Origin of the sequence: Xylophilus sp., assembly GCA_009914555.1 — a bacterium.
Taxonomy (GTDB): Bacteria; Pseudomonadota; Gammaproteobacteria; order Burkholderiales; family Burkholderiaceae_C; genus WNDY01.
This window is the reverse complement of record WNDY01000009.1, coordinates 1-26,801: the sequence shown is the minus strand read 5'-3', so window position 1 is coordinate 26,801 and position 26,801 is coordinate 1. Positions and strand designations below refer to the sequence as shown.

Annotated in this window: 19 protein-coding genes; 4 read left to right on the top strand and 15 right to left on the bottom strand. The window is 71.3% G+C overall.

Going from position 1 to position 26,801, the window contains the following annotated elements; all coding sequences use genetic code 11:
• Positions 1 to 75 precede the first annotated feature (75 nt).
• Entirely contained in the window at positions 76 to 2,382 is a 2,307-nt protein-coding gene (gene metE, locus GAK38_RS06850; RefSeq protein ID WP_325342617.1) for a 5-methyltetrahydropteroyltriglutamate--homocysteine S-methyltransferase, read from the top strand.
• A gap of 171 nt (positions 2,383 to 2,553) precedes the next feature.
• On the opposite strand, the gene GAK38_RS06845 is transcribed toward metE, so the two are convergent.
• The 4 genes from GAK38_RS06845 to GAK38_RS06830 form a co-directional block, all read right to left on the bottom strand.
• Positions 2,554 to 3,357 (bottom strand): ABC transporter permease, encoded by an 804-nt coding sequence (locus GAK38_RS06845; RefSeq protein ID WP_325342616.1) that lies wholly within the window; start codon positions 3,355 to 3,357, stop codon positions 2,554 to 2,556.
• Between the two features lie 3 nt (positions 3,358 to 3,360).
• Complete coding sequence (locus GAK38_RS06840) at positions 3,361 to 4,188, bottom strand: ABC transporter permease (protein ID WP_325342615.1); 828 nt, start codon at positions 4,186 to 4,188, stop codon at positions 3,361 to 3,363.
• A 90-nt stretch (positions 4,189 to 4,278) separates the two neighbouring features.
• Positions 4,279 to 5,280, bottom strand: coding sequence for an ABC transporter ATP-binding protein (locus GAK38_RS06835; protein ID WP_325342614.1), 1,002 nt, complete (start codon positions 5,278 to 5,280; stop codon positions 4,279 to 4,281).
• A 54-nt stretch (positions 5,281 to 5,334) separates the two neighbouring features.
• Positions 5,335 to 6,456 (bottom strand): serine hydrolase domain-containing protein, encoded by a 1,122-nt coding sequence (locus GAK38_RS06830; RefSeq protein WP_325342612.1) that lies wholly within the window; start codon positions 6,454 to 6,456, stop codon positions 5,335 to 5,337.
• Between the two features lie 180 nt (positions 6,457 to 6,636).
• Here GAK38_RS06830 and GAK38_RS06825 point away from each other — a divergent pair, with 180 nt between their 5' ends.
• A complete protein-coding gene (locus GAK38_RS06825) occupies positions 6,637 to 7,113 on the top strand; it encodes an inositol monophosphatase family protein (RefSeq protein ID WP_325342610.1) in 477 nt (158 codons plus the stop codon).
• Between the two features lie 276 nt (positions 7,114 to 7,389).
• Here GAK38_RS06825 and GAK38_RS06820 read toward each other — a convergent pair whose 3' ends face one another.
• The 7 genes from GAK38_RS06820 to GAK38_RS06790 form a co-directional block, all read right to left on the bottom strand.
• Positions 7,390 to 8,295, bottom strand: coding sequence for a hypothetical protein (locus GAK38_RS06820; protein WP_325342608.1), 906 nt, complete (start codon positions 8,293 to 8,295; stop codon positions 7,390 to 7,392).
• Positions 8,292 to 9,368, bottom strand: a complete 1,077-nt coding sequence (locus tag GAK38_RS06815) for a peptidogalycan biosysnthesis protein (protein ID WP_325342606.1) — start codon at positions 9,366 to 9,368, stop codon at positions 8,292 to 8,294. Before GAK38_RS06815 ends, GAK38_RS06820 begins: the two co-directional genes overlap by 4 nt.
• A complete protein-coding gene (locus tag GAK38_RS06810) occupies positions 9,368 to 10,744 on the bottom strand; it encodes an aspartate aminotransferase family protein (RefSeq protein ID WP_325342604.1) in 1,377 nt (458 codons plus the stop codon). Before GAK38_RS06810 ends, GAK38_RS06815 begins: the two co-directional genes overlap by 1 nt.
• Before the next feature lie 240 nt (positions 10,745 to 10,984).
• On the bottom strand, positions 10,985 to 12,301 hold the full coding sequence (locus GAK38_RS06805; RefSeq protein WP_325342602.1) for an MFS transporter: 1,317 nt from the start codon (positions 12,299 to 12,301) through the stop codon (positions 10,985 to 10,987).
• Positions 12,302 to 12,403: 102 nt separating this feature from the next.
• The gene (gene dgoD / locus GAK38_RS06800) at positions 12,404 to 13,552 is read right to left on the bottom strand and encodes a galactonate dehydratase (protein WP_325342600.1); all 1,149 of its coding nucleotides are present in this window, start codon (positions 13,550 to 13,552) and stop codon (positions 12,404 to 12,406) included.
• Positions 13,549 to 14,220 (bottom strand): 2-dehydro-3-deoxy-6-phosphogalactonate aldolase, encoded by a 672-nt coding sequence (locus tag GAK38_RS06795; RefSeq protein WP_325342598.1) that lies wholly within the window; start codon positions 14,218 to 14,220, stop codon positions 13,549 to 13,551. Before GAK38_RS06795 ends, dgoD begins: the two co-directional genes overlap by 4 nt.
• A 44-nt stretch (positions 14,221 to 14,264) precedes the next feature.
• Entirely contained in the window at positions 14,265 to 15,239 is a 975-nt protein-coding gene (locus GAK38_RS06790; RefSeq protein ID WP_325342596.1) for a 2-dehydro-3-deoxygalactonokinase, read from the bottom strand.
• Positions 15,240 to 15,434: 195 nt separating this feature from the next.
• On the opposite strand from GAK38_RS06790, the gene GAK38_RS06785 reads away from it, so the two are divergent.
• Positions 15,435 to 16,223 (top strand): IclR family transcriptional regulator, encoded by a 789-nt coding sequence (locus GAK38_RS06785; RefSeq protein ID WP_325342594.1) that lies wholly within the window; start codon positions 15,435 to 15,437, stop codon positions 16,221 to 16,223.
• A gap of 100 nt (positions 16,224 to 16,323) precedes the next feature.
• Here GAK38_RS06785 and GAK38_RS06780 read toward each other — a convergent pair whose 3' ends face one another.
• Positions 16,324 to 18,060 (bottom strand): ATP-binding cassette domain-containing protein, encoded by a 1,737-nt coding sequence (locus GAK38_RS06780; protein WP_325342593.1) that lies wholly within the window; start codon positions 18,058 to 18,060, stop codon positions 16,324 to 16,326.
• The gene (locus tag GAK38_RS06775; RefSeq protein ID WP_325342592.1) at positions 18,057 to 19,031 is read right to left on the bottom strand and encodes a LysR family transcriptional regulator; all 975 of its coding nucleotides are present in this window, start codon (positions 19,029 to 19,031) and stop codon (positions 18,057 to 18,059) included. The genes GAK38_RS06780 and GAK38_RS06775 overlap by 4 nt, the downstream gene beginning before the upstream one ends.
• A 117-nt stretch (positions 19,032 to 19,148) precedes the next feature.
• On the opposite strand from GAK38_RS06775, the gene GAK38_RS06770 reads away from it, so the two are divergent.
• Positions 19,149 to 20,321 (top strand): MFS transporter, encoded by a 1,173-nt coding sequence (locus GAK38_RS06770; RefSeq protein ID WP_325342591.1) that lies wholly within the window; start codon positions 19,149 to 19,151, stop codon positions 20,319 to 20,321.
• 114 nt (positions 20,322 to 20,435) lie between these two features.
• Here GAK38_RS06770 and GAK38_RS06765 read toward each other — a convergent pair whose 3' ends face one another.
• On the bottom strand, positions 20,436 to 20,987 hold the full coding sequence (locus GAK38_RS06765; protein ID WP_325342589.1) for a shikimate kinase: 552 nt from the start codon (positions 20,985 to 20,987) through the stop codon (positions 20,436 to 20,438).
• Complete coding sequence (gene uvrA / locus GAK38_RS06760; RefSeq protein WP_325342587.1) at positions 20,984 to 26,716, bottom strand: excinuclease ABC subunit UvrA; 5,733 nt, start codon at positions 26,714 to 26,716, stop codon at positions 20,984 to 20,986. The genes GAK38_RS06765 and uvrA overlap by 4 nt, the downstream gene beginning before the upstream one ends.
• Between the last annotated feature and the right edge of the window lie 85 nt (positions 26,717 to 26,801).

The following is a 26,801-nucleotide window of genomic DNA, read 5'->3' as shown; positions in this document are numbered from 1 at the left end:
TAAGACCATTTTACGTAATGGTGCATCGTTCCTACCATCGCGCTTTATTCCTCATCTTCAGGGAGCGACGAGCCCATGACCACGATCCACAACCTCGGCTTTCCGCGCATCGGCGCCAGGCGCGAACTGAAGTTCGCGCTGGAGTCCTACTGGAAGGGCGAATCCTCGCGCGACGCGCTCCAGGCCACCGGCGCGCAGCTGCGCGAACGCCACTGGGCGCAGCAGGCCGGTCTGGACTGGGTGCCCGTGGGCGACTTCTCGTTCTACGACCAGGTGCTCGACGCCAGCTTCCTGCTCGGCAACCTGCCCGAGCGGGTGCGCGGCTTTCCCGGCGACGTGCTGGACAACTACTTCCGCGTCGCGCGCGGCCGTTCGGCGGCCCATGCCGACCAGGGCCACGACCACGCCGCCTGCGAAGGCGTGGCCGCCGGCGAGATGACCAAGTGGTTCGACACCAACTACCACTACATCGTCCCCGAGTTCACCGCCGCGACCGAATTCAGGCTCGACGCCTCGCGCCTGCTGGCGCAGCTGGCCGAGGCGAAGGCCCAGGGCGTAAAGGCCAAACCCGTGCTCATCGGCCCCGTCACCTACCTCGCCCTCGGCAAGGCCAAGGACGGCTCCGACAAGCTCGCCCTGCTGCCGCGCCTGCTGCCCGCCTATGCCGAGCTGCTCGACACGCTGGCCGCCCAGGGCGTGCAGTGGGTGCAGATCGACGAGCCCATCCTGGTGACGGAGCTGGACGCCGACTGGCAGCACGCCTTCAACACGGCCTACCACCAACTCAAGTCCAGCAAGGTCAGGATCCTGCTGGCGACCTACTTCGGCCAGCTGCAGGAGAACGCCTATCTCGCCGCCCACCTGCCGGTGGCCGGCATCCACATCGACGCGGTCAACGACCGCGACGGCGTGCTGCCGCTCATCAACCTGCTGCCCGCGCACAAGGTGCTGTCGCTGGGCGTCATCAACGGCCGCAACATCTGGAAGACCGACCTGCACGCGGTGCTCGACTGGCTGGAGCCGCTGGCCGTGCGCCTGGGCGAGCGGCTGTGGATCGCGCCGTCGTCCTCGCTGCTGCACGTGCCGGTGGACCTGGCGCAGGAACAGAAGCTCGACGCCGAGGTGAAGTCCTGGCTCGCATTCGCGTTGCAGAAGCTCGACGAACTGCGCGTGCTGGGCCGTGCGCTGCGCGAAGGCCGCGACGCGGTCCGGGCGGAACTCGCCGCCAACCAGGCCGCGCTGGCCGCGCGCCGCGCCTCGCCGCGCGTGACCAACCCGGCCGTGCAGGCCGCCGTCGCCGGCATCACCGCGCAGCTCGGCCGGCGCGCCCACGGCTATGCCGAGCGCGCCGCGAAGCAGTCGGCGCTGCTGCACCTGCCGGCCTACCCGACCACCACCATCGGCTCCTTCCCGCAGACCGGCGAGATCCGCCACGCGCGCAGCGAGTTCAAGGCCGGCCGCCTCGACGAAGCCGGCTACCGGGCCGCGATGCGCGCCGCGATCGAGCACAGCGTGCGCGAGCAGGAGAAGCTCGGCCTGGACGTGCTGGTGCACGGCGAGGCCGAGCGCAACGACATGGTCGAATACTTCGGCGAACAGCTCGAAGGCTATGCCTTCAGCCAGTTCGGCTGGGTGCAGTCCTACGGCTCGCGCTGCGTGAAGCCGCCGATCCTGTTCGGCGACATCCGCCGCCCGAAGGCGATGACCGTGGAGTGGATCACCTACGCCCAGTCGCTGACTGCCAAGCCCATGAAGGGCATGCTCACCGGCCCGGTGACGATCCTCAATTGGTCGTTCGTGCGCGACGACCAGCCGCGCTCGGCCTCGTGCCTGCAGCTGGCGCTGGCGATCCGCGAAGAGGTGCTGGACCTGGAGAAGGCCGGCGTGAAGATCATCCAGATCGACGAGGCCGCGCTGCGCGAGGGCCTGCCGCTGCGCCGCTCGCAGTGGAAGGAGTACCTGGACTGGGCCGTGGAGAGTTTCCGCATCACCGCCAACGGCGTGCGCGACGAGACGCAGATCCACACCCACATGTGCTATTCGGAATTCAACGACATCATCGCGTCGATCGCCGACATGGATGCCGACGTGATCACCATCGAGACCTCGCGCTCGGACATGGAGCTGCTCGATGCCTTCGAGCACTTCCAGTACCCCAACGAGATCGGCCCGGGCGTCTACGACATCCATTCGCCCAACATCCCGACGCAGCAGCACATCGTGCAGCTGATGCGCAAGGCCGCCGAGCGCATCCCGGCCGAGCGCCTGTGGGTCAACCCCGACTGCGGCCTCAAAACCCGCCAGTGGGCCGAGGTGATCCCGGCGCTGACCAACATGGTGGCGGCGGCGAAGACACTGCGCGGGGAAGCGGTGGCCGCCTGATCCGCTGTGCGGGAACGGAGGGCGCTTCGCCCCAGAACGTGGGAATGGATCCGGCTTCGCCCGATGGCCCGCCAGAACGCGGGCGATCAAGGTGCAAAGCGCAGACAGGGCTCGCGGCCACGGCGAGCGTCTGCAGAGACCAGCGGGCGTGGCAGGTTCGTTCGCACCTTCTCAACTCCCCGTCGACGCATGCCGCCGCAGCCCCGCGCCCCAGGCCGCGAACGCCAGCGCGAGGAAGGCGAAGCCCGCCAGCGGCGACACCCAACCGACCCAGCCCGGCGCGCCGAGCGGGTCGGCCCGCCCGAGGATCGCGAGCGCCGGGTAGTAGGCCACGGCCGCCAGCGGCACGGCGAAGGTCAGCAGCCGGCGAAACCAGCGCGCGTAGATCGCGAGCGGGAACTGGCCCGCCTCCACGCCGCCGTAGGTGAAGACGTTGGCGATCTCCAGGCTCTCGATCGTCCAGAACGCGAGCGCGCCCTGCAGCACCAGGATGCCGAGGAACAGCGCCACGCCGCCGGCCAGCGCGAACAGCGCGAGCGCCACGGCCGCCGGCGTCCACGCGATGCCGGCCTGCGCGGTCGCGAACGCGAGCACCGCCGCGGCCTGCAGCAGCCGGCCCGCGCGGCTGAGGCGCACGTCGTGCCCCATGAGCTGCAGCGCCACCGGGCGCGGGCGCAGCAGCAGCCGGTCGAACGCGCCGGTGCGCAGCAGCTCGGTGCCGAGCACGTCGAAGCCGCGGCCCAGCGCATCGGCCATGGCGAACATCGCATGCACCAGCCCGTAGAACAGTGCGACCTCGCCGATGCCCCAGCCCTGCAGCGCGCCGAAGCGGTCGAACAGCGCCCAGATCGCGACCACCTCGATGGCCGTGGCGAGGAACTGCCCCGCCGTCTGCAGCAGCGCCGAGGCCGGGTAGCGCGCCTGGCCCGCGAGCGAGGCGCCGGCGAGGCGGAAGAACAGCGTGAGGAAATCCATCGTTCACCCGCCTTGGATGTCCAGCCGCGCCAGCGTGCGCACGAGTGCCGCGTGCCCCAGCGCGACCAGCACCGCGATCCAGAACGCCTGCAGCGCGAGCCCGCCCACGGCCTGCCAGCCCGCGAGCTGGCCGAAGTAGAGGCGCACCGGAATGTCGAGCAGCCCCGCGAGCGGCTGCGCGAGCAGCGCGGCCTGCCAGGCGTCGGGCAGCAGCGCGAGCGGCAGCAGGATGCCCGACAGCACGATGACGGCCGGCACCGCGAAGGCGTTGATGCCGCGCGCATCGAGCGCGGCCGCGGCGGCCACGTTGAGCAGCATGACGAACGCGGCCGACAGCAGCAGCGCGAGCACCAGCGCCGCGGCGAAGGCCAGCGCCGCCGCGGCGCCCGCGGGCGGCTGCCAGCCCCACGCGCCGAAGCCCGCGAGCGGCAGCGCCACGGCCGCGAAGGCCAGCATCAGCAGCACGCGCGGCAGCGCGCGCGCCGCGATCCAGCCGGTGGTGCGCGCGAACCAGAACGCATAGGCGTCCACCGGCCGCAGCCGGTCGTAGGCCACCGCGCCGCTGCGCACGGCCTGCGCGACCTCCGGGTCGCCGAACCACGGCAGCAGCGCGAGCAGGTCCTGCGCGATCCAGGTGTAGGTGATCGCCTGGGCCAGCGGCACCGGCGGCGCCGCGCCGCCCGCATAGAACGCGGCCAGCACCATGACCTTGATGCCGCCCCACCAGCACTGCGTGGCGAAGCCGGCGAGCGCGGCCGCGCGGTACTGCAGCATCTGCAGGAAGCGTGCGGCGCAGGCCGCGGCATACGGGCGCCAGCGCGCCGCGCTCATCGGCACCACCCCCCGTAGAATACAGAGGGTATACGCCTGAAACGCTTTCCACATGCGCGCTGCAGCATGCTTACCCCAGGGGTATATGCCTCACTCGCCGGCATCGTGCAGCGCATAGAAGCGGGTGATGACCTCTTCGATCGGCAGCATCTCGATGCGGATGTCCTCCACCGCATGGGCCGCGGCCACCTGCGCGATCAGCGCCGGCGCGGGCACGGCCGCGGGGTCGAAGCCGAGCACGAGCCGCCGCTCCTCGCGTGCGCGCACCGCCACGCCCGGCAGCGCGATGTCGGCCGGCGCCGGCCCGGCGAAATCGACGACCAGCCGCCGCTCGGCCAGCACCTGCGCGCGCAGCGCATCGACCGGCGCATCGGCCAGCACGCGGCCGTGGCCGATCACGATCACCCGGCTGGCCAGCGCCTCGATGTCGTGCATGTCGTGCGTGGTCAGCAGCACCGTGGTGCCGCGCTCGCGGTTGGCGCGCAGCACGAAGTCGCGCACGGCGAGCTTGGACGGCGCGTCGAGCCCGATCGTCGGCTCGTCGAGGAACAGCGTGGCCGGCTCGTGCAGCAGGGCTGCCGCGATCTCGGCGCGCATGCGCTGTCCGAGCGAGAGCTGGCGCACCGGCTGCGCGAGCACGCCGTCGAGCCGCAGCAGCGCGACCAGCTCGTCGCGCGTGGCGCGAAAGCGCACCGGATCGACGCGGTAGATGTCGCGCAGCAGCGCGAAGCCCTCCTCCACCGGCAGGTCCCACCAGAGCTGGCTGCGCTGGCCGAAGACGACGCCGATGCCGGCCACGTGCCGCTCCCGGTCGGCGAACGGGTCGCGCCCGTCGACACGCACCGTGCCGCCATCGGGCCGCAGGATGCCCGAGAGGACCTTGATCGTGGTGGACTTGCCCGCGCCATTCGGTCCGACGAAGCCGAGCAGCTCGCCGCGCTGCAGCGCAAACGACACACCGGAGAGCGCGGCCACCGTGCGATGGCGCCGGTGCACCAGGCCTCGCACCGCGCCCCAGAGGCCGGGCGCGCGCTCGGCCACGCGGTAGGTCTTGACGAGGTTGTCGACGGCGATGTGGGGCGATGGCGGCATGGGGGCGCGGATGCTAGCAGAACCCGCGCCGGTGCGCCGCGGTCCCCTTCTTTCTCAGAGCGCGCTGATGACCGTGTTCGGCAGCAGGTCGCACAGCGCGTCGAGCTGGCCCGGCGCCTGCGCCAGCACCATCGCGAACAGGTCTTCCTGCGGATCGACGAGGAACACCGTGCCGCCCACGCCGCTCCAGCCGTAGCTGCCGGCCGAGGCCAGGCGCGGCGCCAGGCCCGCTTCGCGGCGCACCGCCACGCCGAGGCCGAAGCCATAGCCGGGCGGCAGCACGGCGCCGGGCGCCGGGATCGCGCCGAGATGGTCGGCCGTCATGAACGCGATGGTCTTGCGCCCGGCCAGGCGCAGGCCCGCATGCGTGCCCTGGCCGAGCAGCAGCGCGAGGAAGCGCGCATAGTCCTCGGCCGTCGACACCAGGCCGCCACCGCCCGACTCGAACGGCGCCGGCACGGTCACGTCGGCGAGCGCGATCGCGGCGCCGGTCTGCGGGTCCTGCGCGAACGGCTCGGCGATCCGGCCGTGGGCGCGCTCCGGCACGTGGAAGCCGGTGTCGCGCATGCCGAGCGGCGCGAGCACCATGCGCTGCAGCAGCGCACCGAGCGGCTCGCCGCAGACGGCTTCGAGCAGCGCGCCGAGCACGTCGGTGGCGCGGCTGTATTCCCAGGCGCTGCCGGGCTGGTGCGCCAGCGGCAGCGGGCCGAGCGCGGCAGTGAGCTGCGCGTTCGTCAGCGCGCGCGAGCCGATCCGCGCGGCCTGGTAGGCGTCCTGCACCAGCCCGGGCTCCCAGCCATAGCTCAGGCCCGCCGTGTGGCGCAGCAGGTCGTGCACCGTGGCGGCGCGCTGCGCCGGCACACGGCGGCCGTCGGGCAGCAGCACCTGCTGGTTGGCGAAGGCCTGCAGCCATTCGTCCACGCGCTGCGACAGCAGCAGCCGGCCCTGCTCCACCAGCATCAGCGCGGCCAGCGAGACGATCGGCTTGGTCATCGAATAGATGCGGAACACCGCGTCGCGCGGCATCGCCTCGCCGCCCGGCACGCGCGCGCCGAAGGTTTCGAAATAGGCGGTCTCGCCGCGGTGGTGGACGAGGGCGACGGCGCCGGGCAGCAGGCCGTCGTCGATGCGGCGGCGCAGCGCGGCGCCCAGGGGTGCGAAGGAAGGTGTGGGCATGAAGATCGTCTGTCAGGTGGGCGGGCGGCGCAGACGCACCATCATGGCTTATCCGTGACAGCCGCGCTGTTTGCCGCCGTTGCGCCCCGACATTGGCGGATCGCACGAGCGAATATGCATGGACGGTGGCGCGCCCGCGCTGCCAGGTTCAACAGGCTTCTGCCCGTTCCCCTTGCTGCCATGCCGTTGCCCGACGCCGCGCTCTTCGACCAGGTTTCCGACCCTCTGCGCGATGTGGCGCAACGCCTCGTGCTGCCACGCTTGCGTCGGCTGCGGGATGCCGACGTCGGCGAGAAAGCGCCAGGCGAGTGGGTCACGATCGTGGACCGCGAAGCCGAAGCCGCGCTGGCGGCCGTGCTGCCGCGGCTGCTGCCCGGCTCGCGCGTCGTCGCTGAGGAAGCTGTGGCAGCGCAGCCATCGCTTCGGGATGGTATGGGCCAAGGCTGGGTCTGGCTCGTCGACCCGCTGGACGGCACGGCGAACTTGGTGCGGGGTCACGATGACTTCGCCCTGATGGTCGCCCTGCTGCACAACGGCTTGGCGTGCGGCTCCTGGATCTTCGCGCCCGCGTCCGGCAGCCTGGCCGTGGCAGAACACGGCGCCGGCGCCTGGCTCGACGGTGCGCGTGTCAGCCAGCACCGGCGCAGCCGGCATTGACGACCCCGAGCTGGCCCGCGGCCGCTGGGCCTTTCTGCTGTACTGGCGCACGCTGCCGTGGGACCATGCGCCCGGCGTGCTGTTCATCGAGGGAGCCGGTGGGCATGCCGCAAGGCCCGACGGCAGCGCCTATCGGCCAGCCGATAAAGGTGCTGGCCTTCTCGTGGCACGTGATCGCGAGGTGCGGCAGGCAGTGCGCAACTGGTGGCCGGCACGCGGCGCACTCCATGCATACCCCCCAAGGTTATTGTCTACAGCGCTCTTCCAGCAAGCACTTTAACCACATACCCCCCATATTTTTGTCAGCAACTGCTGGTTGAAGGCTGTCTGCCCCGCCTGCCACTGCGGCAGATCGGCCGGCGCATGGGCCGTGTCCTGTCCGTCGCCGACGCTGAGCCAGCGCTTCCAGGCGGTGCGGTAGCGCCAGACCGAGACGTCGCCGGTCACGTCGCTGCCGACGATGCTGCCGCGCAGCGCGGCGATGACGGCGTCGCCATGGTGCGCCAGCAGCACGCCCTGGTCCCAATTCGTGCGCACCACGCCGGGCGCGAACGCGTCCTTGTCGATGCTGAGGTACGTGGGCTGCGGCTTCGCCGCCAGTTCATTGCACAGCGCGGCGACCAGCGCATCGCCGTCGGCGAAGCTGCGGAACGCGCGGCCCAGGCCGAGCCACTTCGCCCAGCCGGTGTCCACGCCGCAGCTCCAGTAGGTGAGCTTGCCGGCGCGCAGCGGGGTCAGGTAATTCTCCCAGGCATGGCCGCGGCCGATGTCGCCCGAGGTGATGCCGGCCACGTGCACGTGTGCCACCTGCGGCAGCAGGGCCACGCGGCGCACCCAGGAGCCGCAGTGCACGCCGAACGGGAAGCGCATGTTGTCCGGATGGTTGTCGAGCACGACGATGCGCAACGGGTGGCCCACGGTATGGCCGCGCGCGGCGATGCAGCGCGCGATCAGCGGCCAGCTCAGATGGTGGAAGTCGCCGCTGCCCAGGAAGACCGTGCCGTGGTCGGCGAACGCGGGCATGCGCGCATCCAGCTCGGCCGCGAAGGCGCGCATGCGCGGCAGGCCGCAGCCGAAGCGGATCGCTTCCTGCCACGCATCGGCGAGGGCGATGCGGCGCTCGCCGGGCAGCGCACCGACGGAGTGGTCGATGTCGAGGACGACGGGGCGGGCGATGCTCATGCCGCCTCCTGCGCATCGCGCCAGGTGCGGTCGGATTCGAAGCGGCCGGCGAACTTGCGTGCGAGTGCCCGCAGCACCGGGTTGCGCACATGGACCGCATGCCGCGTGAAGGTGAACTGCGCGCCCAGCTTGGCCTTGACCTCGGGGTCGGTCCAGCCGGCGATGTAGTGCGTGAGGCCGCGCTCCAGCGCGTATTCGAGGTTCACCATCCAGCTCACGAAGTACAGGTCGAGTTCGCGCGCATCCGGATAGGCCAGGCCGATGTACTTGTCCACCAGGCGGCCGCCGTGCTCGTAGCAGAGGTTCCAGCCGACCAACGCGCCGTCATTCGCATCATGGCTCGCGCGGCGGTATTCGAAGACGATGCCGCCGCTGCGCGCATCGCGCAGCACGGTGGCGAAGAAGGCGCGCGTGAGCCGGTCGAAGTGGACCTCGCTCTGCGCGAACACGCCCTGGTAGAGCACGTAGTACGCATCGACCGCCGCGTCGCTGGCGAAGGCCTCGCCGGTGGGCACCCGGCGCACCTGCACCTGGGCGCGGCTTCGGAGCTTGCGCTTCAGGTTCTTGCGGCGGCTGGTGGACAGGCGCGACAGGTAGCCGTCGATGCTGTCGAAGTCGATCGGCACATAGGCCAGCGCCTGGCCCTCGACCAGCACGCAGCCCTGCGCCGCGCAGGCCTGGGCCAGCGCCTCGGCATAGGCGTTGTCCTCCGCGCCGAGCAGCGGCGACTGCTGCGGCAGGTCCTTCACGATCGACAGCGGGTATCCGCGCCCGAGTCGCTGGCGCAGCGCGGCGGCCAGGGCCTCGGGCGCGACGCCGCGCGGCAGCGGCGCGTATTCGCTGACCGTGGTGCCCACGAAGGCGGTGCGCAGCCGCAGCCAGCGCGACCAGCGCGCGTAGAGCGGCAGCCGCGCGAGCTTGCGCTTGAAGCCGGCGTCGGCCGTGGTCAGCAGATCGAACGGCGCCGCGAAGGCCGGCGCCGGCAGGCCGGCCAACAGCGTGAAGCCCTCGGGCGGCTCGGCGGCGAAGGCGTCGAGCAGCGCGTCGGGCTCCAGCTGGTTGCGCCAGCGCATCAGGACTTTTTGGCGCGCGTGAGCAGCTGGTCGAGCAGCACCAGGGCTTCGTCGATCTCGCCGCGCGAGATCAGCAGCGACGGCGCGAAGGTGATGACGTTCTTGTAGTAGCCGCCCACGTCCAGCACCAGGCCGCGCTTCTGGCCACGGTACTCCAGCGTGCCTTCCAGGCCGATGTCGACCATCTTGTCGAGCAGCGCGCGGTTGGGCGTGAAGCCGTCGTCGGTGCAGATCTCGGCGCGCAGGGCCAGGCCCAGGCCGTCGACGTCGCCGATTTCCTTGTGGCGCTTCTGCAGCTCCTTCAGGCCATCGAGGAAGTAGGCGCCGCTGTCGCGCACCTGCTTGCCGAAGTCCACTTCGTGGGTCATCTTGAGCACTTCCAAACCCAGCGCGGTGCCGAGCGGGTTGGAGGCGAAGGTCGAATGGGTGGAGCCCGGCGGGAAGACCGTCGGGTTGATCAGCTCCTCGCGCGCCCACAGGCCGCTCAGGGCGTTGAGGCCGTTGGTCAGCGCCTTGGCGAAGACCAGCACGTCGGGCTGGACGCCGAAATTCTCGACCGACCACAGTGTGCCGGTGCGCCAGAAGCCCATCTGGATCTCGTCGACCACGAGCAGGATGCCGTGCTCGTCGAGCACCTTCTTGAGGCCCTTGAAGAAGTTCGGCGGCGGCACGACGTAGCCGCCGGTGCCCTGGATCGGCTCGACGTAGAAGGCCGCGTATTCGCACTGGTTGGTCTTCGGGTCCCAGATGGCGTGGTATTCGTTCTCGAACTTGCGGGCGAACTCGCGCACGATCTGCTCGGAATACTCCTCGGCCGTCATGCCCTTGGGGCGGCGGAACGGGTACGGGAACGGAATGAACTGCGCGCGGTCGCCGAAATGGCCGAAGCGGCGGCGGTAGCGGTAGCTCGACGTGATGCTCGATGCACCCAGCGTGCGGCCGTGGTAGCCGCCTTCGAACGCGAACATCAGGCTCTTGCCGCCGCTGGCGTTGCGCACGACCTTCAGCGAATCCTCGATGGCCTGCGCGCCGCCGACGTTGAAGTGCACGCGGCCGTCGCTGCCCCATTTGGCCTTGGCGTCCTCCGCGATGAACTTGGCGAGCTCGATCTTGGTCGGGTGCAGGTACTGGCTCGCGATCTGGGGCAGCGTCTCCAGCTGCTTCTTCATCACGTTCTCGAGCCGCAGGTTCTTGTAGCCGAAGTTCACGGCCGAGTACCACATCTGCAGGTCGAGGTACGGCGTGCCCTCGTCGTCGAACATGTAGCTGCCGTCGCAGCCGGTGAAGATCTTGGGCGGGTTCACATAGTGAACGGTGTCGCCGTGCGAGCAGTACTTCGCTTCGTCGGCCAGCAGTTGGGCGTGGTTCAGGGTCAAGGCGGGCTCCAGGATGCGCCCGACATCCGGGCGCGAGGTGGAGCGGAGTCTGCGGCGGCAACCTTGACCGGCTGTCGAGCGAATGTGGCGGTACTGTGGAGACGCCCGGCCGCCCGCCCCGGGGCGGGATTGACCAGGCCCGGCTCGATCAGCACTTTTCCCATGCGAAGGTCTGCTGTGCAAACGGGTGCACTCAAACCCGCACACGGCCGCCGCCCGAGGAGGAGCCGTGGCGGCGCGTCAGCCCTCGATGCGCTCCACCCGGCCCACGAGCAGGATGTACGACAGCGCGCCCAGCAGCGCCAGCGACGAGACGTAGATGATCGCCGGCGCGAAGCTGTCCTTGCTCACCAGCAGGCCGATGACGATGGGCGTGCAGATCGACGACAGGTTGCCGATGAAGTTGAACACGCCGCCGGTCAGCCCCAGCAGACGCGTGGGCGCCAGCGCCGACACCAGCGACCAGGTGATGGAGGCCAGGCCGTTGCCGAAGAAGGCGATCGCCAGGAAGAAGATCACCCAGGAGGTAGAGCCGGTGAAGTTGGCGCCGATCATCGCGGTGGAGATCAGCAGGCCCAGGATGATCGGCAGCTTGCGCGCCACGCCCAGGCTGGCGCCGCGGCGCACCAGGAGATCCGACAGCAGACCCGAGCACAGCACGCCGGCGAACGCCGCCAGGAACGGAATGGACGCCAGGAAGCCGGACTTGATGAAGTCCATGCCGCGGTACTTGACCAGGTACGTCGGGAACCAGGTCAGGAAGAACCACAGCGTCGAGGTCAGGCAGAACTGGCCGAGATACACGCCCCAGAGCTTGCGGCGCGACAGCACCAGGCCCAGGTCGTCCCAGCGAAAAGGGCTCTTGACCGAAGGGCCGGCGGCGCTCAGGTCGACGACGCCGCCGCCTTCCCGGATGTGGCGGATCTCCGCGGCGTTGGCCCCCTTGAACTGGCGCGGCTCGCGGTACACCGCGAACCAGACCAGGCCCCAGGCAATGCCCAGCAGGCCGGTCGCGACGAAAACCATGTGCCAGCCGTAGTGGTGCTGCAGCCAGGCCAGCACGGGCGTGAGGAACGCCAGGCCGACGAACTGGCCCGAGGTGTAGAAGCCGATGGCCGTGGCCCGTTCCTTTTCAGGAAACCAGGCGGTGACGACGCGGTTGTTGATCGGATAGGCGGGGGCCTCGAAGGCGCCGACGCACAGGCGCAGCAGCACCAGCGCGACGAAGCTGCCGGCAAAGCCCATGAAGAAGGTCGCGGCGGACCAGAGGATCAGCGCGGCCGCGTACAGCACGCGCGGCGCCACCCGGTCCACCAGCCAGCCGCCGGGAATCTGCATGGCCGCGTAGGTCCAGCCGAAGGCCGAGAGGATCAGGCCCTCCTGCACCGTGGTCAGGCCGAACTCGTCGCGCAGCGCGGTCGCGGCGATCGACAGGTTGCTGCGGTCGAGGTAGTTGATGACCACGGTGATGAAGAGCATCACCATGATGAGGTAGCGGCTGCGCGTGGCGCGCTCGCCGCGCTGCGGCGCAGCCGCCGCGTTCAGGGGAGTGGACATGGTCTTGTCTCCGGAAAAGGAAACCCGCACGGGAGAAGGCCGGCGGGCGCGGCAGGGTTCAGCGTGAAGGAAAGGCCGCCGCGCGCCGCGGCGGCCGGGACATCACCACTCGGCGAAGCTGCCGTCGGCATGCCGCCAGACGGGGTTGCGCCAGCGGTGGCCGACGGCGGCGCGCTCGCGCACGTATTCCTCGTTGACCTCGATGCCCAGGCCCGGCCCGGTGGGAATGTCCACCATGCCGTCGCGGTACGCGAACACCTCGTGGTTACTCACGTAGTCGAGCAGGTCGTTGGCCGCGTTGTAGTGGATGCCCAGGCTCTGCTCCTGGATGAAGGCGTTGTAGCAGTTCGCGTCGATCTGCAGGTTGGCCGCCAGCGCGATCGGGCCCAGCGGGCAGTGCAGCGCCAGGGCCACGTCGTAGGCTTCGGCCATGGCGGCGATCTTGCGGGTCTCGGTGATGCCGCCGGCGTGCGACGGATCGGGCTGGATGATGTCCACCCAGCCTTCGGACAGGATGCGCTTGAAGTCCCAGCGCGAGAACAGGCGCTCGCCCAGGGCGATCGGCGTGGAGGTCATCGGCGCCAGCTCCTTGAGCGCCTCGTAGTGCTCGGACAGCACAGGCTCCTCGATGAACATGAGCTTGTAGGGCTCCAGCTCCTTCATCAGCACCTTGGCCATGGGCTTGTGCACGCGGCCGTGGAAGTCCACGCCGATGCCCACGTTCGGGCCGACCGCGTCGCGCACGGCCTGCACGTTCTGCAGGCACTTCTCGACCTTGTCGTGGGTGTCCACGTACTGCAGCTCCTCCGTGCCGTTCATCTTGACGGCGGTGAAGCCGCGCGCCACCGCCGCTCTGGCCGCCGCAGCGGTTTCGGCCGGGCGGTCGCCGCCGATCCATGAGTACACGCGGATGCGGTCGCGCACGTTGCCGCCGAGCAGCTGCGATACCGGCTGGCCCAGGGCCTTGCCTTTGATGTCCCACAGCGCCTGGTCGATGCCGGCCAGCGCGCTCATGTGGATCGAGCCGCCACGGTAGAAGCCGGCGCGGTACAGAACCGTCCAGTGGTCCTCGATGTTGCGCGGATCCTTGCCGACGAGGTAGTCGGCCAGCTCGTCCACGGCCGCAGCCACGGTGTGGGCGCGCCCCTCGACGATCGGCTCGCCCCAGCCGGCGATGCCCTCGTCGGTCTCGATCTTCAGAAAGCACCAGCGCGGCGGGACGATGAACGAGGTGAGCTTGGTGATCTTCATGCGGAGGTCTCCGAAGGGGTTGCGGCGCGGGGGTAGGCCGCGCGCCATGCGGCCACGAAGGCGCGGGCGCGCTCACCCACGTCGGCAGCGCTGCGGCCGGGCTGGTACAGGGCCGAGCCGAGGCCGAAACCGGTGGCGCCGGCGGCCGCGTAGGCGGCAATGCTCTCGGGCACGATGCCGCCCACCGGGATCAGGCCCACGGGCGGGCGCAGGACCGCCCGCCACGCCTTGAGCGCCGGCACGCCGAGCTGCTCGGCCGGGAACATCTTGAGTGCGTCGGCGCCGGCGGCCAGCGCGGCATAGGCCTCGGTCGGCGTGGTCACGCCCGGCGTGCAGAACAGCCCGGCCGCCTTGGCGGCGCGGATCACGGCCGCGTCGGAATGCGGCATCACCACGATCTGGCCGCCGGCGGCGCGGATCTCGGCGCAGGCGGCCGGATCGATCACCGTGCCCGCCCCCACCAGGCAGCCGGCCGGCAGGCTATCGCGCAGGATGCGGATGCTGCCCAGCGGATCGGGCGAATTCAGCGGCACCTCGATGAGACGGAAGCCCGCGTCATGGAGCACCCGGCCCACGGCCTGGGCCTCGGCGGGCCTGAGCCCGCGCAGAATGGCGACGAGCCCGCAGTCGGCCAGCGCGGCCTGCAAGGCGGTGGGAGAGGAGGACATTTCGGTGGATCTCCACAAGTCGGGGGAAAGGGATGCGGCCGGCGTCACGCGGCCGCCAGGCCGGAGGCGACCGCCAGCTGCCAGAGGCCGCGTTCGGTCGCCCCGTGCACCCGCGCGGGGCGGCCCAGGCCGTTGCGCTCCAGCGCCAGGGCGTAGCGGTCGCACAGGGCGGTTTCGCCGCACAGCACGATGTTCGGCGTGCGGCCGCCCCCGGCGAGCGAGGCGGCCAGCGCGGCCACCTCGTGGCCGACCAGCAGGCCCGACAGGTAGTCGGCCTGGGCGCGGGCGCCCAGCTCGCCGGTAAGACCCAGCGTGCGGCAGCTGAAGATGGTGGACAGCACGCCCAGGCGGCCGGCCTGCGATCCGGCGACGTCGAGGCCGCGCGCGAAGGCCGCCTCGTCCGGGGGGCCGGCCTCCTGCATGGTGCGGCCCAGGATGGTGTGGCCGCGCAGGACCGCGTAGACCTCGCCGGTCATGAAGGTGTCGAAGTGCCGGACCTCGCCGGCACGCACGTCCACCCATTTGCTGTGGGTGCCCGGCAGGCCGATCAGCACGTCGCCGCCGGCGCGCGCCGGCGGCAGGCCCGCCAGCACGCCGGCGACCTGGGTCTCCTCGCCGCGCATGACGTTGGGCAGCGTGCCGCGGGCGATCAGGCCCGGAACGATGTGCAGCGGCGCGGCGTCGCCGCGCGGCACCCGCACCAGCTGCGCGGCCAGGCCGTCCAGCCGCGTCGGCAGGTCGAGGTAGGCCGCCTCGCGCCACCCCTGGGCGCTGCCCACCATGCCGCAGGCGATGACGGGCAGGCCCGGCTCGTCGCGCAGCCAGTCGCCGCAGGCGGCCTCGAAGGCGCGGTCGAAGCCTTGGGCGGGGTCCGCGTCGGCCGTGCCGCCCGGCGCCGGAGGCAGATGCATGATGCCCCAGGACAGACGCCGGCTTTCCAGCACGCGGCCGGCGGCGCCCATGCGGTAGGCGCGCAGGGAGGACGTGCCCCAGTCCAGGGCGATCAGGGTTGCAGTCATCGAGGATGCGTGTGTCTCGTCGTTTCGCGGCCGTCAGGCCGGCGGTGCGGGGGCGGATCCGCCGGCGGGCGAAGTCTACGCTCGCCCTCCCAATTTCTCAACATATAGTTTCTAATCCCACATATAGGGATAACGGATTTTCTACGGAGTATGCTTCGGCGCGCCGTCTTTTTCCGCCCCACCGCCACTTTGCCCATGCCTTCCGCCTCTCCGACCGATGCCGCCGCCCTCGCGGGTACCCAGACTCTCATGCGCGGACTCACCGTCGTGCAGGCGGTGGCCGATGGCGCCAGTGACCTCAAGGCGCTGTGCGCCGCCACCGGCATGGCCCGCAGCACCGCGCACCGGCTGGCGAGCCTGCTGGTGCAGGAGCGCTACCTGCGGCTGCTGCCGGGCACCGGCTATGCGCTGGGCCCGCAGCTGATCGCGCTCGGCTTCCAGGCCCGCGAGGGCCTGGCGCTGGTGGACGTGGCACGCGGCTACCTCGACGAACTCGCCCGCCACACGGGCGACACGATCCACCTCGTGGAGCGCGACGGCGACGAGGCGCTCTACATCGAGAAGATCGCCGGCACCCGCGGCCTGCAGATGCGCTCGCGCGTGGGCCAGCGCATGCCGCTGGCCTATACCGGCGTGGGCAAGGCGCTGCTGCTGGACGACGGCGAAGCCGAGTGGAAGCGGCTGTACCAGGCCGGCAGCGCGGCGGTGCCGCAGGCGGCCCGCCGGCTGACCTGCACGGCCTTCGTGCGCCGCATGCGCAGCTATGCCGCCGGCGGCTATGCCTACGACCTGGAGGACAACGAGCCTTCGATCCGCTGCGTGGCCGCGCCCATCCGGGGGGCCGACGGCGCCATCGCGGGCGGCCTCAGCGTGACGAGCACCGTGCCCTACCTGTCGCTGGAGCGCATGGAAGAGCTGCGTCCGCGCGTGATCGCCGCGGCCGCGGGCATCTCGATGGAAATGGGCTGGCGGCCGCCGCGCTGACGGCCTGCCCGCGGCTCACCGCCGCACGTCCAGCGTCGCGTCGCAGCCGGTGCCGGCCGCGAGCCAGCGCCAGCGCGCACCGAGCACCCCGGCGCGGCCATCAGTGCGGCCGGCGTGCGAGGACGTCGTCGCGCGGGCCGGCGTCGACCACGCGGCCGGCCTCCACGACGACGACGGTGTCGAAGCGCGCGAGCAGGCTCGGCCGATGCACCGAGGCGACGATGCAGGCCGACGGAAACGCCGCGACCATGCGGTCGAACACGCGGCCCTCGGCCTGCGGGTCGAGCGCGCTCGTGGGCTCGTCGAGCAGCAGCAGCGAGCTGCCCCGCGCCGCCAGCGCGCCGCGCGCCAGGGCCAGCCGCTGGCGCTGTCCGCCCGAGAGGTTGCCGCCGCGCTCGTTGCGCCCGCTGGCGAGCCCCTCGGGCAGGCGCTGCAGCACCTCGTCGAACACGCCGGTGTGCACGGCCGACTGCAGCGCGGCCGCGTCGGCCGGTTCGCCGAACGTGAGGTTCTCCTCGACGCTGGCTTCGAACACCTCGGCCTCCTGCGGGATCAGCGTCGCCAGCGTGCGCAGTTCGGGCCACTCCACCACGGCACCGTCGCGCAGCAGCTCGCCCTGCTGCGGCAGGTAGAGGCCGGCCAGCGTGCGCAGCAGCGTGCTCTTGCCGCCGCCGCTCGGGCCGATCAGCGCCACGCGCGTGCCGCGGCGCAGGACCAGATCCACGCCGTGCAGGCCGCCGCGCGCGTCGTCGGCATAGCGCCAGGTGGCGCCGCGCAGCGCCAGCGTCTGCCAGGGCGCATCGGCCGCCACGGCGGGCACGGCCGCATCCGGGTCGCCGGGCGCGGCCCAGACCGGCTCGGCGCTGCCATAGTCGGTGTGCATGCGCGCGAAGCTCTGGAAGTTCGACGCCATCGCGCCGACGACCGACGCGGCCTGCTGCGCGTACTGGTAGATCATGAACACGGTGCCCAGCAGCACGGCCTGGCCCGGCGCGCGGTGCTGCAGCACATAGACCACCACCAGGATCCAGGTGAGCCCCATGCCGAGCAGGTCGACCGCGAACCATTTGCCTTCGTTGACCATGACCGCGCGGCGCAGCGGCGCCATCACCGCGGCCATGCGCCGGCCCAGCAGCCTGCGCGAGGCGGCCTGCAGCCGCAGGCCGATCACCGTGCCGGCGTTGCCGACGAAGTCCAGCAGCGCGGCGGCATAGCGGCGCTCGGCGTCGTTCTCGGCGCGGGCCAGCTGCATCAGCGTGCGGTCGAAGCGCAGGATGATCAGCGCGATCACCACGTAGCCGCTGATCGCGATCGCGCCGCTGGTGCGCGACAGCAGCGCCAGCGCGACCAGCGGGCCGACGAAGTTGAAGACGCTCTGCAGGTAGCCGAACTGGTTCTGCGCGAAGTCCGACAGCGCCCGGCTGGCCTGCACCACGCGGTGCTGCAGTTCGCCCGAATGCCGGCCGTCGCGCCAGGCCAGCGGCGCGGAGGCGATGCGCGCATAGAGCTGGTCGGCCAGCCGCTCGCGCACCCGCACGCCCACGTTGCGCTCCAGCACCCGGCCCGGGCCGTGCAGCAGCCACGACAGCAGGTAGATGCCGATCAGGTAGACGATCCAGCGCCCGGCCGTGGCCATGCTGCCCTGCTGCAGCGCGTTGATGGCCTGGGCCGCGAGCCACGGCATGGTCAGCCGCAGCAGCTGCGCGGCCGACAGCAGGCCGGCCGCGCCGAGCAGTTGGGCGCGTGCGCCGTGCGCATGGCGCCAGAGCGCGCGGTACAGATCGCGCGCCGCGCTGCCGAGGCCGATGGCCGGCGGGCGTTCCACGGGTTCCGTCATGCAGGGGGCACTCTTTCGGGCCGCGGCGCGGGGCCTTCGGCATGGCGCAGGTCCACATGGGCCCGCAAAAAATCGAGCACCGCGCGCGTGCGCGGCGGCAGCCGGTCGGGCCGGCCGAGATAGACCGCGTGGATCGGCTCCAGCTCTACAGCGTCGAAGTCCTCGAGCAGCGGCACGAGCCGGCCGGCGCAGAGGTCGTCCCAGGCGTGGAACAGCGACAGCCGCGCGAGCCCCGCGCCCGCGACCGCCAGATTGCGCAGCACCTCGCCGTCGTTGACGCGCACCGTCTCGCCGACCGCGACCTCCACGCGCCGCCCATCCACCGAGAACGGCCAGTGCGGCACGGCGCGCCGGTAGTTCCAGCCGAGCCGCAGGTGGCCGCGCAGCTCGTCCGGATGGCGCGGCACGCCGCGGCGCGCGAGATAGTCCGGCGCGCCCACGACCACCTGCCGCGTTCGGCCCAGCAGCCGGGCCACCATGTCCGAGGCGGGCAGCCGGCCCCAGCGGATCGCGATGTCCACGCCGCCGGCCAGCAGGTCCACCACCTGGGCGGTGAAGTCCAGGTCCAGCCGCAGCCCCGGATGCGTCTCCAGCAGGCGCCCCACGAGCGGCACCAGCAGCCGCTGGCCGGTGGACGTGCTGGCGCTGATGCGCACCAGGCCGCGCGGCGCGCTGCGCGCGGCCACCGTGGCCTCGGCCTCGTCAAGGTCGGCCAGCACGCGCTTGCCGCGTTCGTAGAGCTCGACGCCCTCGGGCGTGAGCTGCACCCGCCGAGTGCTTCGCTGGAGCAGCCGCACGCCGAGCCGCGCCTCCAGCCGCGACATGGTCTTGCTCACGGCCGAGGGCGACACGCCGAGCCGGCGCGCCGCGGCCGACAGGCTGCCGTGCTCGGCTACGAGCACCAGCGCCTCGATCTCGGCGGTGCGGTTGATGTCGGCGCCCGAAGGCGGCGTGGCGGCGTCTGTCGTCATGGGAAGCGGCGCAACCTGTGCCCTGGGGGCACAGCTGCATTTCCATTATTCCATCTACACACGGCGCGGCCGGTGCGCCACATTCCTGCACTCACCGAACACGCAAGGATGCATTCCATGCCGCTTTCCCTTCTGGCCCTCGCGGCCGGTGCCTTCGGCATCGGCACGACCGAATTCATCATCATGGGCCTGCTGACCCAGGTCGCCGGCGACCTGCACATCTCGATCCCCACGGCCGGCACGCTGATCTCGGGCTATGCCTTCGGCGTGGCCGTCGGCGCACCGGTGCTCACGCTGGCCACGCGCCGCTGGCCGCGCAAGCACCTGCTGCTGGCGCTGATGCTGATCTTCATCGCCGGCAACGCCGCTGCCGCGCTCGCGCCCGGCTACGGCTGGCTGCTGGCCGCGCGGGTGCTGACCTCGCTGACGCACGGCACCTTCTTCGGCGTGGGCGCCGTGGTGGCGACCGGGCTGGTGCCGCAGGACAGGCGCGCCTCGGCCATCGCGCTGATGTTCTCGGGCCTGACGCTGGCCACGCTGCTCGGCGTGCCGGCCGGCGCCTGGATCGGCCAGCATTTCGGCTGGCGCACGGCGTTCTGGGCCGTGGCCGCCGTCGGCGTGGTCGCGTTCGCGATCCTGGCCGCCTTCGTGCCGCGCGACCGCGCCCGGCCGCAGCCGGTGCCGCTGCGGCAGGAGCTGGCCGTGCTGCGGCGCGGGCCGGTGTGGCTGGGCCTGGGCATCACCGTGTTCGGCTTCGCAGGGGTGTTCGCGCTCTACACCTACGTCGAGCCACTGCTGACCCGGGTCACCGGCATGGGCGACGGGCTGGTGGCGCTGACGCTGCTGCTGTTCGGCGCAGGCCTCGCGGCCGGCAACCTGCTCGGCGGCAGGCTGGCCGATCGGGGCGTGGTGCGGGCGCTGCTGCTGTCGGTCGGCACGCTGATGCTGGTGCTCGCGGCCGGGCGCTGGGCCTTCGGCACGCCGGCCGTCGCCATGGCCTATGTCGTGCTGCTCGGCACCGTGGCCTTTGCCACCGTCGCGCCGATGCAGATGCGCGTGCTGCAGCAGGCCGGGCCGGACGGTGCCAACCTGGCATCGAGCCTCAACATCGCCGCCTTCAACCTCGGCAACGCGCTCGGCGCCTGGGCCGGCGGGCTGGTGCTGGCTCGTGGCCTCGGCCTGCTGTCCACGGCCTGGGCCGCGGCCGCACTGACCGCCGTGGGCCTGCTGCTGGCGCTGGGGAGCCGGCGCCAGCCGGCCGGCGGCTCGGCGGTGGCAGCCTGCGCCTGACCCGATGCAGGGTGCTGGCCACCTGATCGCAGCCGAAATCCGGCACGGCACCCGGGACGCGCACGCCTGCCAGCGGGAGCGAAGGACCTTCGACGCCTTCGCCCCGAGGCATGTTCAGAAAACCGAGGCCTGGGGATCCAGCAGGGCAGCGATCTCGTCGACCACCGTCTGCACCGGCCGGTGCGTGACCACCTTTCGGACAGGCAGATCCGCGTAGAGCGCGAAGCGCGTCCGGATGACGCGCTCTTCGCGCTCCGGCGTGCGGACGAAGGGCAGCGGCCGTTGCAGCTGGCGGCGCACGATCTCGGAAACACAGGCTTCCAGATCGAGCGACGGCAGCAGCACGAATGCCCGGGCGTCCGATACGATCTGCCGGCGGATCGCGGTGTACGCAGGATGGATGCCGTCGCGGTACGTCATGAACCCCGACGACAGTGCCAGGACACCGTACGGAGCAGGCGCATCGCACAACGCCAGATACGCCTGCACGTTCTCGGCGGCGTAGGCGTCATAGCCTCGCTTGCCGATGAAATCGGCGATGTCGCCATTGCGGGCGATGAACTCGGCATCCAGGTCGCCGAAACGGGCCTGGAGGCGGTTCGCCAGCGCAGCCCCGGCGGTGGTCTTGCCGGCACCACCGGGCCCGATGAGCCGGACCGGCGTCATGCCGTTTCCCGAGCCAGCACCGGCGCCAGCGCCACCCCCGTGTGCGTGCCGAGCCGCACCACGTCCTCCGGCGTCGCCGTCGCCACCACGCGCCCGCCGCCGGAGCCGCCCTCGGGCCCCAGGTCGATGATCCAGTCGGCCTCGGCGATCACGTCGAGGTCGTGCTCGATCACGACGACGCTGTGGCCGCCCGCGACCAGCCGGTGCAGCACGCGGATCAGCCGCTCCACATCGGCCATGTGCAGGCCGACCGTGGGTTCGTCCAGCACGTAGAGCGTGTGCGGCGCCCTGTTGCCGCGCCGCGTCACGTCGTCGCGCACCTTGCTGAGCTCGGTCACGAGCTTGATGCGCTGCGCCTCGCCGCCCGAGAGCGTCGGGCTCGGCTGGCCCAGCGTGAGGTAGCCGAGCCCCACGTCGTGCAGCAGCTGCAGCGGGTGCGCGATGGCCGGCATGCTCGCGAAGAACCCGACCGCCTCGTCCACCTCCATGCGCAGCACGTCGCCGATGCTCTTGCCGCGCCAGGTCACGGCCAGCGTCTCGGGGTTGAAGCGCGCGCCGTGGCAGGCCTCGCAGGGCACCTTTACGTCGGGCAGGAAGCTCATCTCGATCGTGCGCACGCCCTGCCCTTCGCAGACCGGGCAGCGACCCTCGCCGGTGTTGAACGAGAAGCGGCCGGGGCCGTAGCCGCGGGCCTTGGCCTCCAGCGTGTCGGCGAACAGGCGCCGCACCGTGTCCCAGAAACCGATGTAGGTCGCGGGGCAGGAGCGCGGCGTCTTGCCGATCGGCGTCTGGTCCACTTCGAGCACGCGGTCCACGGCCTGGTAGCCGTCGAGTGCGTCGGCGCCGCTCCAGGCCGGGTGCCGGCCGGCGTCGTCGGCGTCGCGGCCGGCCTTGGTGCTGCGCTGTTGCACGGCCGCGGCCACGTTGGCCAGCAGCACGTCGCGCGCCAGCGTGGACTTGCCCGAGCCGCTGACGCCGGTGATGGCAACCAGGCGGCGCAGCGGCAGGTCGACGTCGATCGATTGCAGGTTGTGCAGTTGCGCGCCGCGCAGGGCGATCCAGTCGAGCTCTTCCCCCGTGACCGCGCGGCGCGGCTGCAGCGGATGGCGCATCGCATGCAGCAGGTAGCGGCCGGTCTGCGATGCGTCGGCCGCGGCTTCGATCTCGGCGACCGTGCCCTGCGCGACGACGCGGCCGCCGCGCTTGCCCGCGCTCGGGCCGATGTCGATCACGTGGTCGGCGCGGCGGATGGTGTCCTCGTCGTGCTCGACGACGACCAGCGTGTTGCCCTTGTCGCCGAGCGTGTGCAGCGCGTCGAGCAGGATGCGGTTGTCGCGCGCATGCAGGCCGATCGTGGGTTCGTCGAGCACGTAGCACACGCCCTGCAGATTGCTGCCGAGCTGCGCCGCGAGCCGGATGCGCTGCGCCTCGCCGCCCGAGAGCGTGGGTGCGCCGCGGTCGAGCGTGAGGTAGCCCAGGCCCACGTCTTCGAGGAACTGGAGCCGGCTGCGGATCTCGGGCAGCAGGTCGCGCGCGATGTCGCGGTCTCTTTGGGTCATGCGGCCGTCGAGCGCGAGCCCTTCGGCCCACAGCCGCACGTCGCGCACCGACAGGCGGGCGATGTCGGTGATCGACACGCCGGCGAACTTCACCGCCCGCGCGACCGCATTGAGCCGCGTGCCCTCGCAGGTGGGGCAGACCTGGTCGCCCACGTCCTCCGCCTCGGGCTCGGCGAAGGTCTGCTCGCGGCCGCGGCTGTCGTCGGCCTGCACCGAGTCGTCGAACACCTTGCGCTGCTCGCGCGTGAGCTTCACGCCGGTGCCGACGCAGTCCGGGCACCAGCCGTGCTTGCTGTTGTAGGAGAACAGGCGCGGGTCCAGCTCGGCATAGCTGGTGTCGCAGACCGGGCAGGCGCGCTTGGTCGAGAACGCGTGCAGCGTGCCGATGCCGGCCGTGGGCGTGCCGGCCTCGATCGCCGCGCCCAGGCCGTCGAGGTCGCTGAGCACATGGACCACGCCCTTGCCGTGGTCGAGCGCGGTCGCGAGCGCCTCGCGCAGCGCGGCCTCGTTCTCAGGCGTGACGTCGAGGCTGGCCACGGGCAGCTCGACCGTGTGTTCCTTGAAGCGGTCGATGCGCGGGAACTTGGTGGTCGGCAGGAATTCGCCGTCCACCCGCAGGTGGCTGTAGCCGCGCGGACGGGCCCAGTCGGCCAGCTCGGTGTAGACGCCCTTGCGGTTCATCACCAGCGGCGCGAGCAGGCCGATGTGCCGGCCGCGGAAGCGCTTGAGCAGTTGGGCGGCGATGCTCTCGGGCGTCTGCGGCTGGACCGCGGCCCCGTCGTGGATGCAGTGCTGGATGCCGAGCTTGACGTAGAGCAGCCGCAGGAAGTGCCAGACCTCGGTCGTGGTGCCGACCGTGCTCTTGCGCCCGCCGCGCGACAGCCGCTGCTCGATCGCGACCGTGGGCGGGATGCCGTAGACCGCATCGACCTCGGGCCGGCCCGCCGGCTGCACGATGCTGCGCGCATAGGCGTTCAGCGATTCGAGGTAGCGGCGCTGGCCTTCGTTGAACAGGATGTCGAATGCCAGCGTGGACTTGCCAGAGCCCGACACGCCGGTCACCACGTTGAACTTGCCGCGCGGGATCTCGACGGTGACGCCCTTGAGGTTGTGCTCGCGCGCGTTGACGATCTGGATACTCTCGGGGAGGATGCTCCTGTTGCGCTTGGCCACCGCGCGCTGCAGCGGTATACCCTCCTCTACCGCTGGGCTCGCGCCGACACCGAGCGCCCGTTCGTACTCGCGCAGCGCGCGGCCGGTGTGCGAGCGCGGATGCGCGCGCAGGTCGGCCGGCGTGCCGGCCGCGACGAGTTCGCCGCCCGCGTCGCCGCCCTCGGGGCCGAGGTCGATGAGCCAGTCGCTGGCGCGGATCACGTCGAGGTTGTGCTCGATGACGACCAGCGAATGCCCGGCTTCGAGCAGCCGGCGCAGCGCGCGCATCAGCTTGGCGATGTCGTCGAAGTGCAGGCCGGTCGTCGGCTCGTCGAACAGGAACAGCGTGCCCTTGCGCGCCACGGCCTGGCGGCTCGACGTGGCGCTCTTCGCGGCCTCGGCGAGGAAGCCCGCGAGCTTCAGGCGCTGCGCCTCGCCGCCCGAGAGCGTGGGCACCGGCTGGCCGAGCTTCACGTATTCGAGGCCCACGTCCACGATCGGCTGCAGGGCGCGGATCACCTCGCGGTCGGTGTGGAACAGCGCGGCGGCCTCGCTGACCGTCAGCTCCAGCACGTCGGCAACGTTGAGCGTCCTGCCGCCGCGCTCGATCGTCACTTCGAGGATCTCGTCGCGGTAGCGCCTGCCGTCGCAGTCGGGGCAGCGCAGGTACACATCGGAGAGGAACTGCATCTCCACATGCTCGAAGCCCGAGCCGCCGCAGGTCGGGCAGCGCCCGTCGCCCGAGTTGAAGCTGAACTTGGCCGCGGTGTAGCTGCGCTGGCGCGCCACCGAGGTGGTCGCGAAGATCTCGCGCACGGCATCCCAGGCGCCGACGTAGCTCACCGGGTTGGAGCGCGCGGTCTTGCCGATCGGCGACTGGTCCACGTAGACCACGTCGGAGAGAAAGTCGGCGCCGAGCAGCCGGTCGTGCGCGCCGGGCGACTCGGTCGCCTTGCCGAAGTGGCGCAGCAGCGCCGGCGCGAGCACGTCCTGGATCAGCGTGGACTTGCCCGAGCCGCTGACGCCGGTGACGGTCACGAGCCGCTGGAGCGGGAAGTCGACCGACACGTCCTTCAGGTTGTGCTCGCGCGCGCCTTCGAGGATCAGGCGCGGCGTGGCATCGGTCACCGGGCGTTGCAGGCCCAGGCCGATCTGCTGGCGCCCGCCCAGGTAGGCGCCGGTCAATGTGTCGGCCGTGCGCAGTTCGTCGGGCGTGCCGTCGAATACGATCTGGCCGCCGCGCTCGCCGGGCGCCGGGCCCATGTCGATCACGCGGTCGGCCGCGAGCATCACGGCCGGGTCGTGCTCCACCACGACCAGCGTGTTGCCGGCGTCGCGCAGGCGCTGCATCGCCTCGGTGATGCGGTCCATGTCGCGCGGGTGCAGGCCGATGCTCGGCTCGTCGAGCACGAACAGCGTGTTCACCAGCGAGGTGCCGAGCGCGGTCGTCAGGTTGATGCGCTGCACCTCGCCGCCCGACAGTGTGCGGCTCTGGCGGTCGAGCGTGAGGTAGCCGATGCCGACCTCGTGCAGGTAGCGCAGGCGCGTGGTGATCTCTTCGTGCAGCAGCTTGAGCGCCTGCTGTTCGCCCGCATCGCCGCCGGCCTGCGCGCCGACCGCGACGCGGTCGAAGAAGCGCCGCAGCCGCTCGATCGGCAGCAGCATCAGGTCGTGCAGGCACAGGCCCGGCAGCGCTCCGAGCTGGTCGCGCGACCACTGCACACCCACCGGCAGGAAGCGCTTCCCGGGCGCGAGCACCGCGTCGGCGTCTTCCTTCGAGCCGATGCGCCAGAGCAGGCTCTCCAGCTTGAGGCGCGCGCCGCCGCAGGTCGGGCACGGCGTGTAGCTGCGGTATTTGGACAAGAGCACGCGGATGTGCATCTTGTACGCCTTGCTCTCCAGGTAGCCGAAGAAGCGGCGGATGCCGTACCACTGCTTGTTCCAGTTGCCTTCCTTGAAGTTCGGCGTGCCTTCGATCACCCAGTCGCGCTGGGCGTCGGTGAGCTTGGCCCAGGGCGTGTCGCGCGGGATGCCGGCGGCCTCGGCATGGCGCATGAGGTCGTCCTGCGCCTCCTTCCACGCCGGCGTCTGGATCGTCTTGACCGCGCCGGCGCGCAGCGTCTTCTTGTCGTCGGGGATGACCAATCCCCAGTCCACGCCGATCACGCGGCCGAAGCCGCGGCAGGTCTCGCAGGCGCCGACGGGCGAGTTGAACGAGAACATCGACGGCAACGGCTCGGCATAGCGGCGGTCGCTCTCGGGGCAGTGCAGGCCGGTGGAGAACTTCCAGATGTCCGGTTCACCGTCCTCGCGCAGCCGGTAGACCGTGAGCCGGCCCGCGCCGCGCTTCAAGCCCACCTCGATCGCCTCGATGACGCGGGCGCGTTCGGCCGTGCCGACGCGGAAGCGGTCGGCCACCACATCGAGCACCTTGCGCGGCCCGGTCGGCGTGGCGACCTCGCGCTCGGCCTGCACCCGCGTGAAGCCGCTGGCCGACAGCCACTGCTCGACCTCCTCGGGCGTCGACGAGCCGGGCAGTTCGACCGGGAATGTCAATACTACCCGGGGGTCACCCTCGGCGCGGACGTGTTCCGCAAGCGTTGCGTAGATGGTGTCGGGAGTATCGTGGCGCACCGGCAGCGCGGTGTCGGCATCGAACAGCTGCGCCGCGCGCGCGAACAGCAGCTTCAGGTGATCGTTGAGCTCGGTCATCGTGCCGACCGTGGAGCGCGAGGAGCGCACCGGGTTGGTCTGGTCGATCGCAATCGCGGGCGGCACGCCTTCGACCTTGTCGACCGCGGGCTTGTCCATGCGGTCGAGGAACTGGCGCGCGTAGGCCGAGAAGGTCTCGACGTAGCGCCGCTGCCCTTCGGCATAGAGCGTGTCGAACACGAGGCTGGACTTGCCCGAGCCGCTGGGCCCGGTGACGACCGTGAGCTCTCCGGTCTGGATGTCGAGGTCGAGGTTCTTGAGGTTGTGCTGGCGTGCGCCTCGGATGCGGATGGAGCCCTGGGTCATAGGGAGGTCATGTGGGGGGCGAGGCGAACAATTCTAGGGAGGCCCTCCGCTACGGCAGTGACAGGATACGCGCCGCCGCCCCATG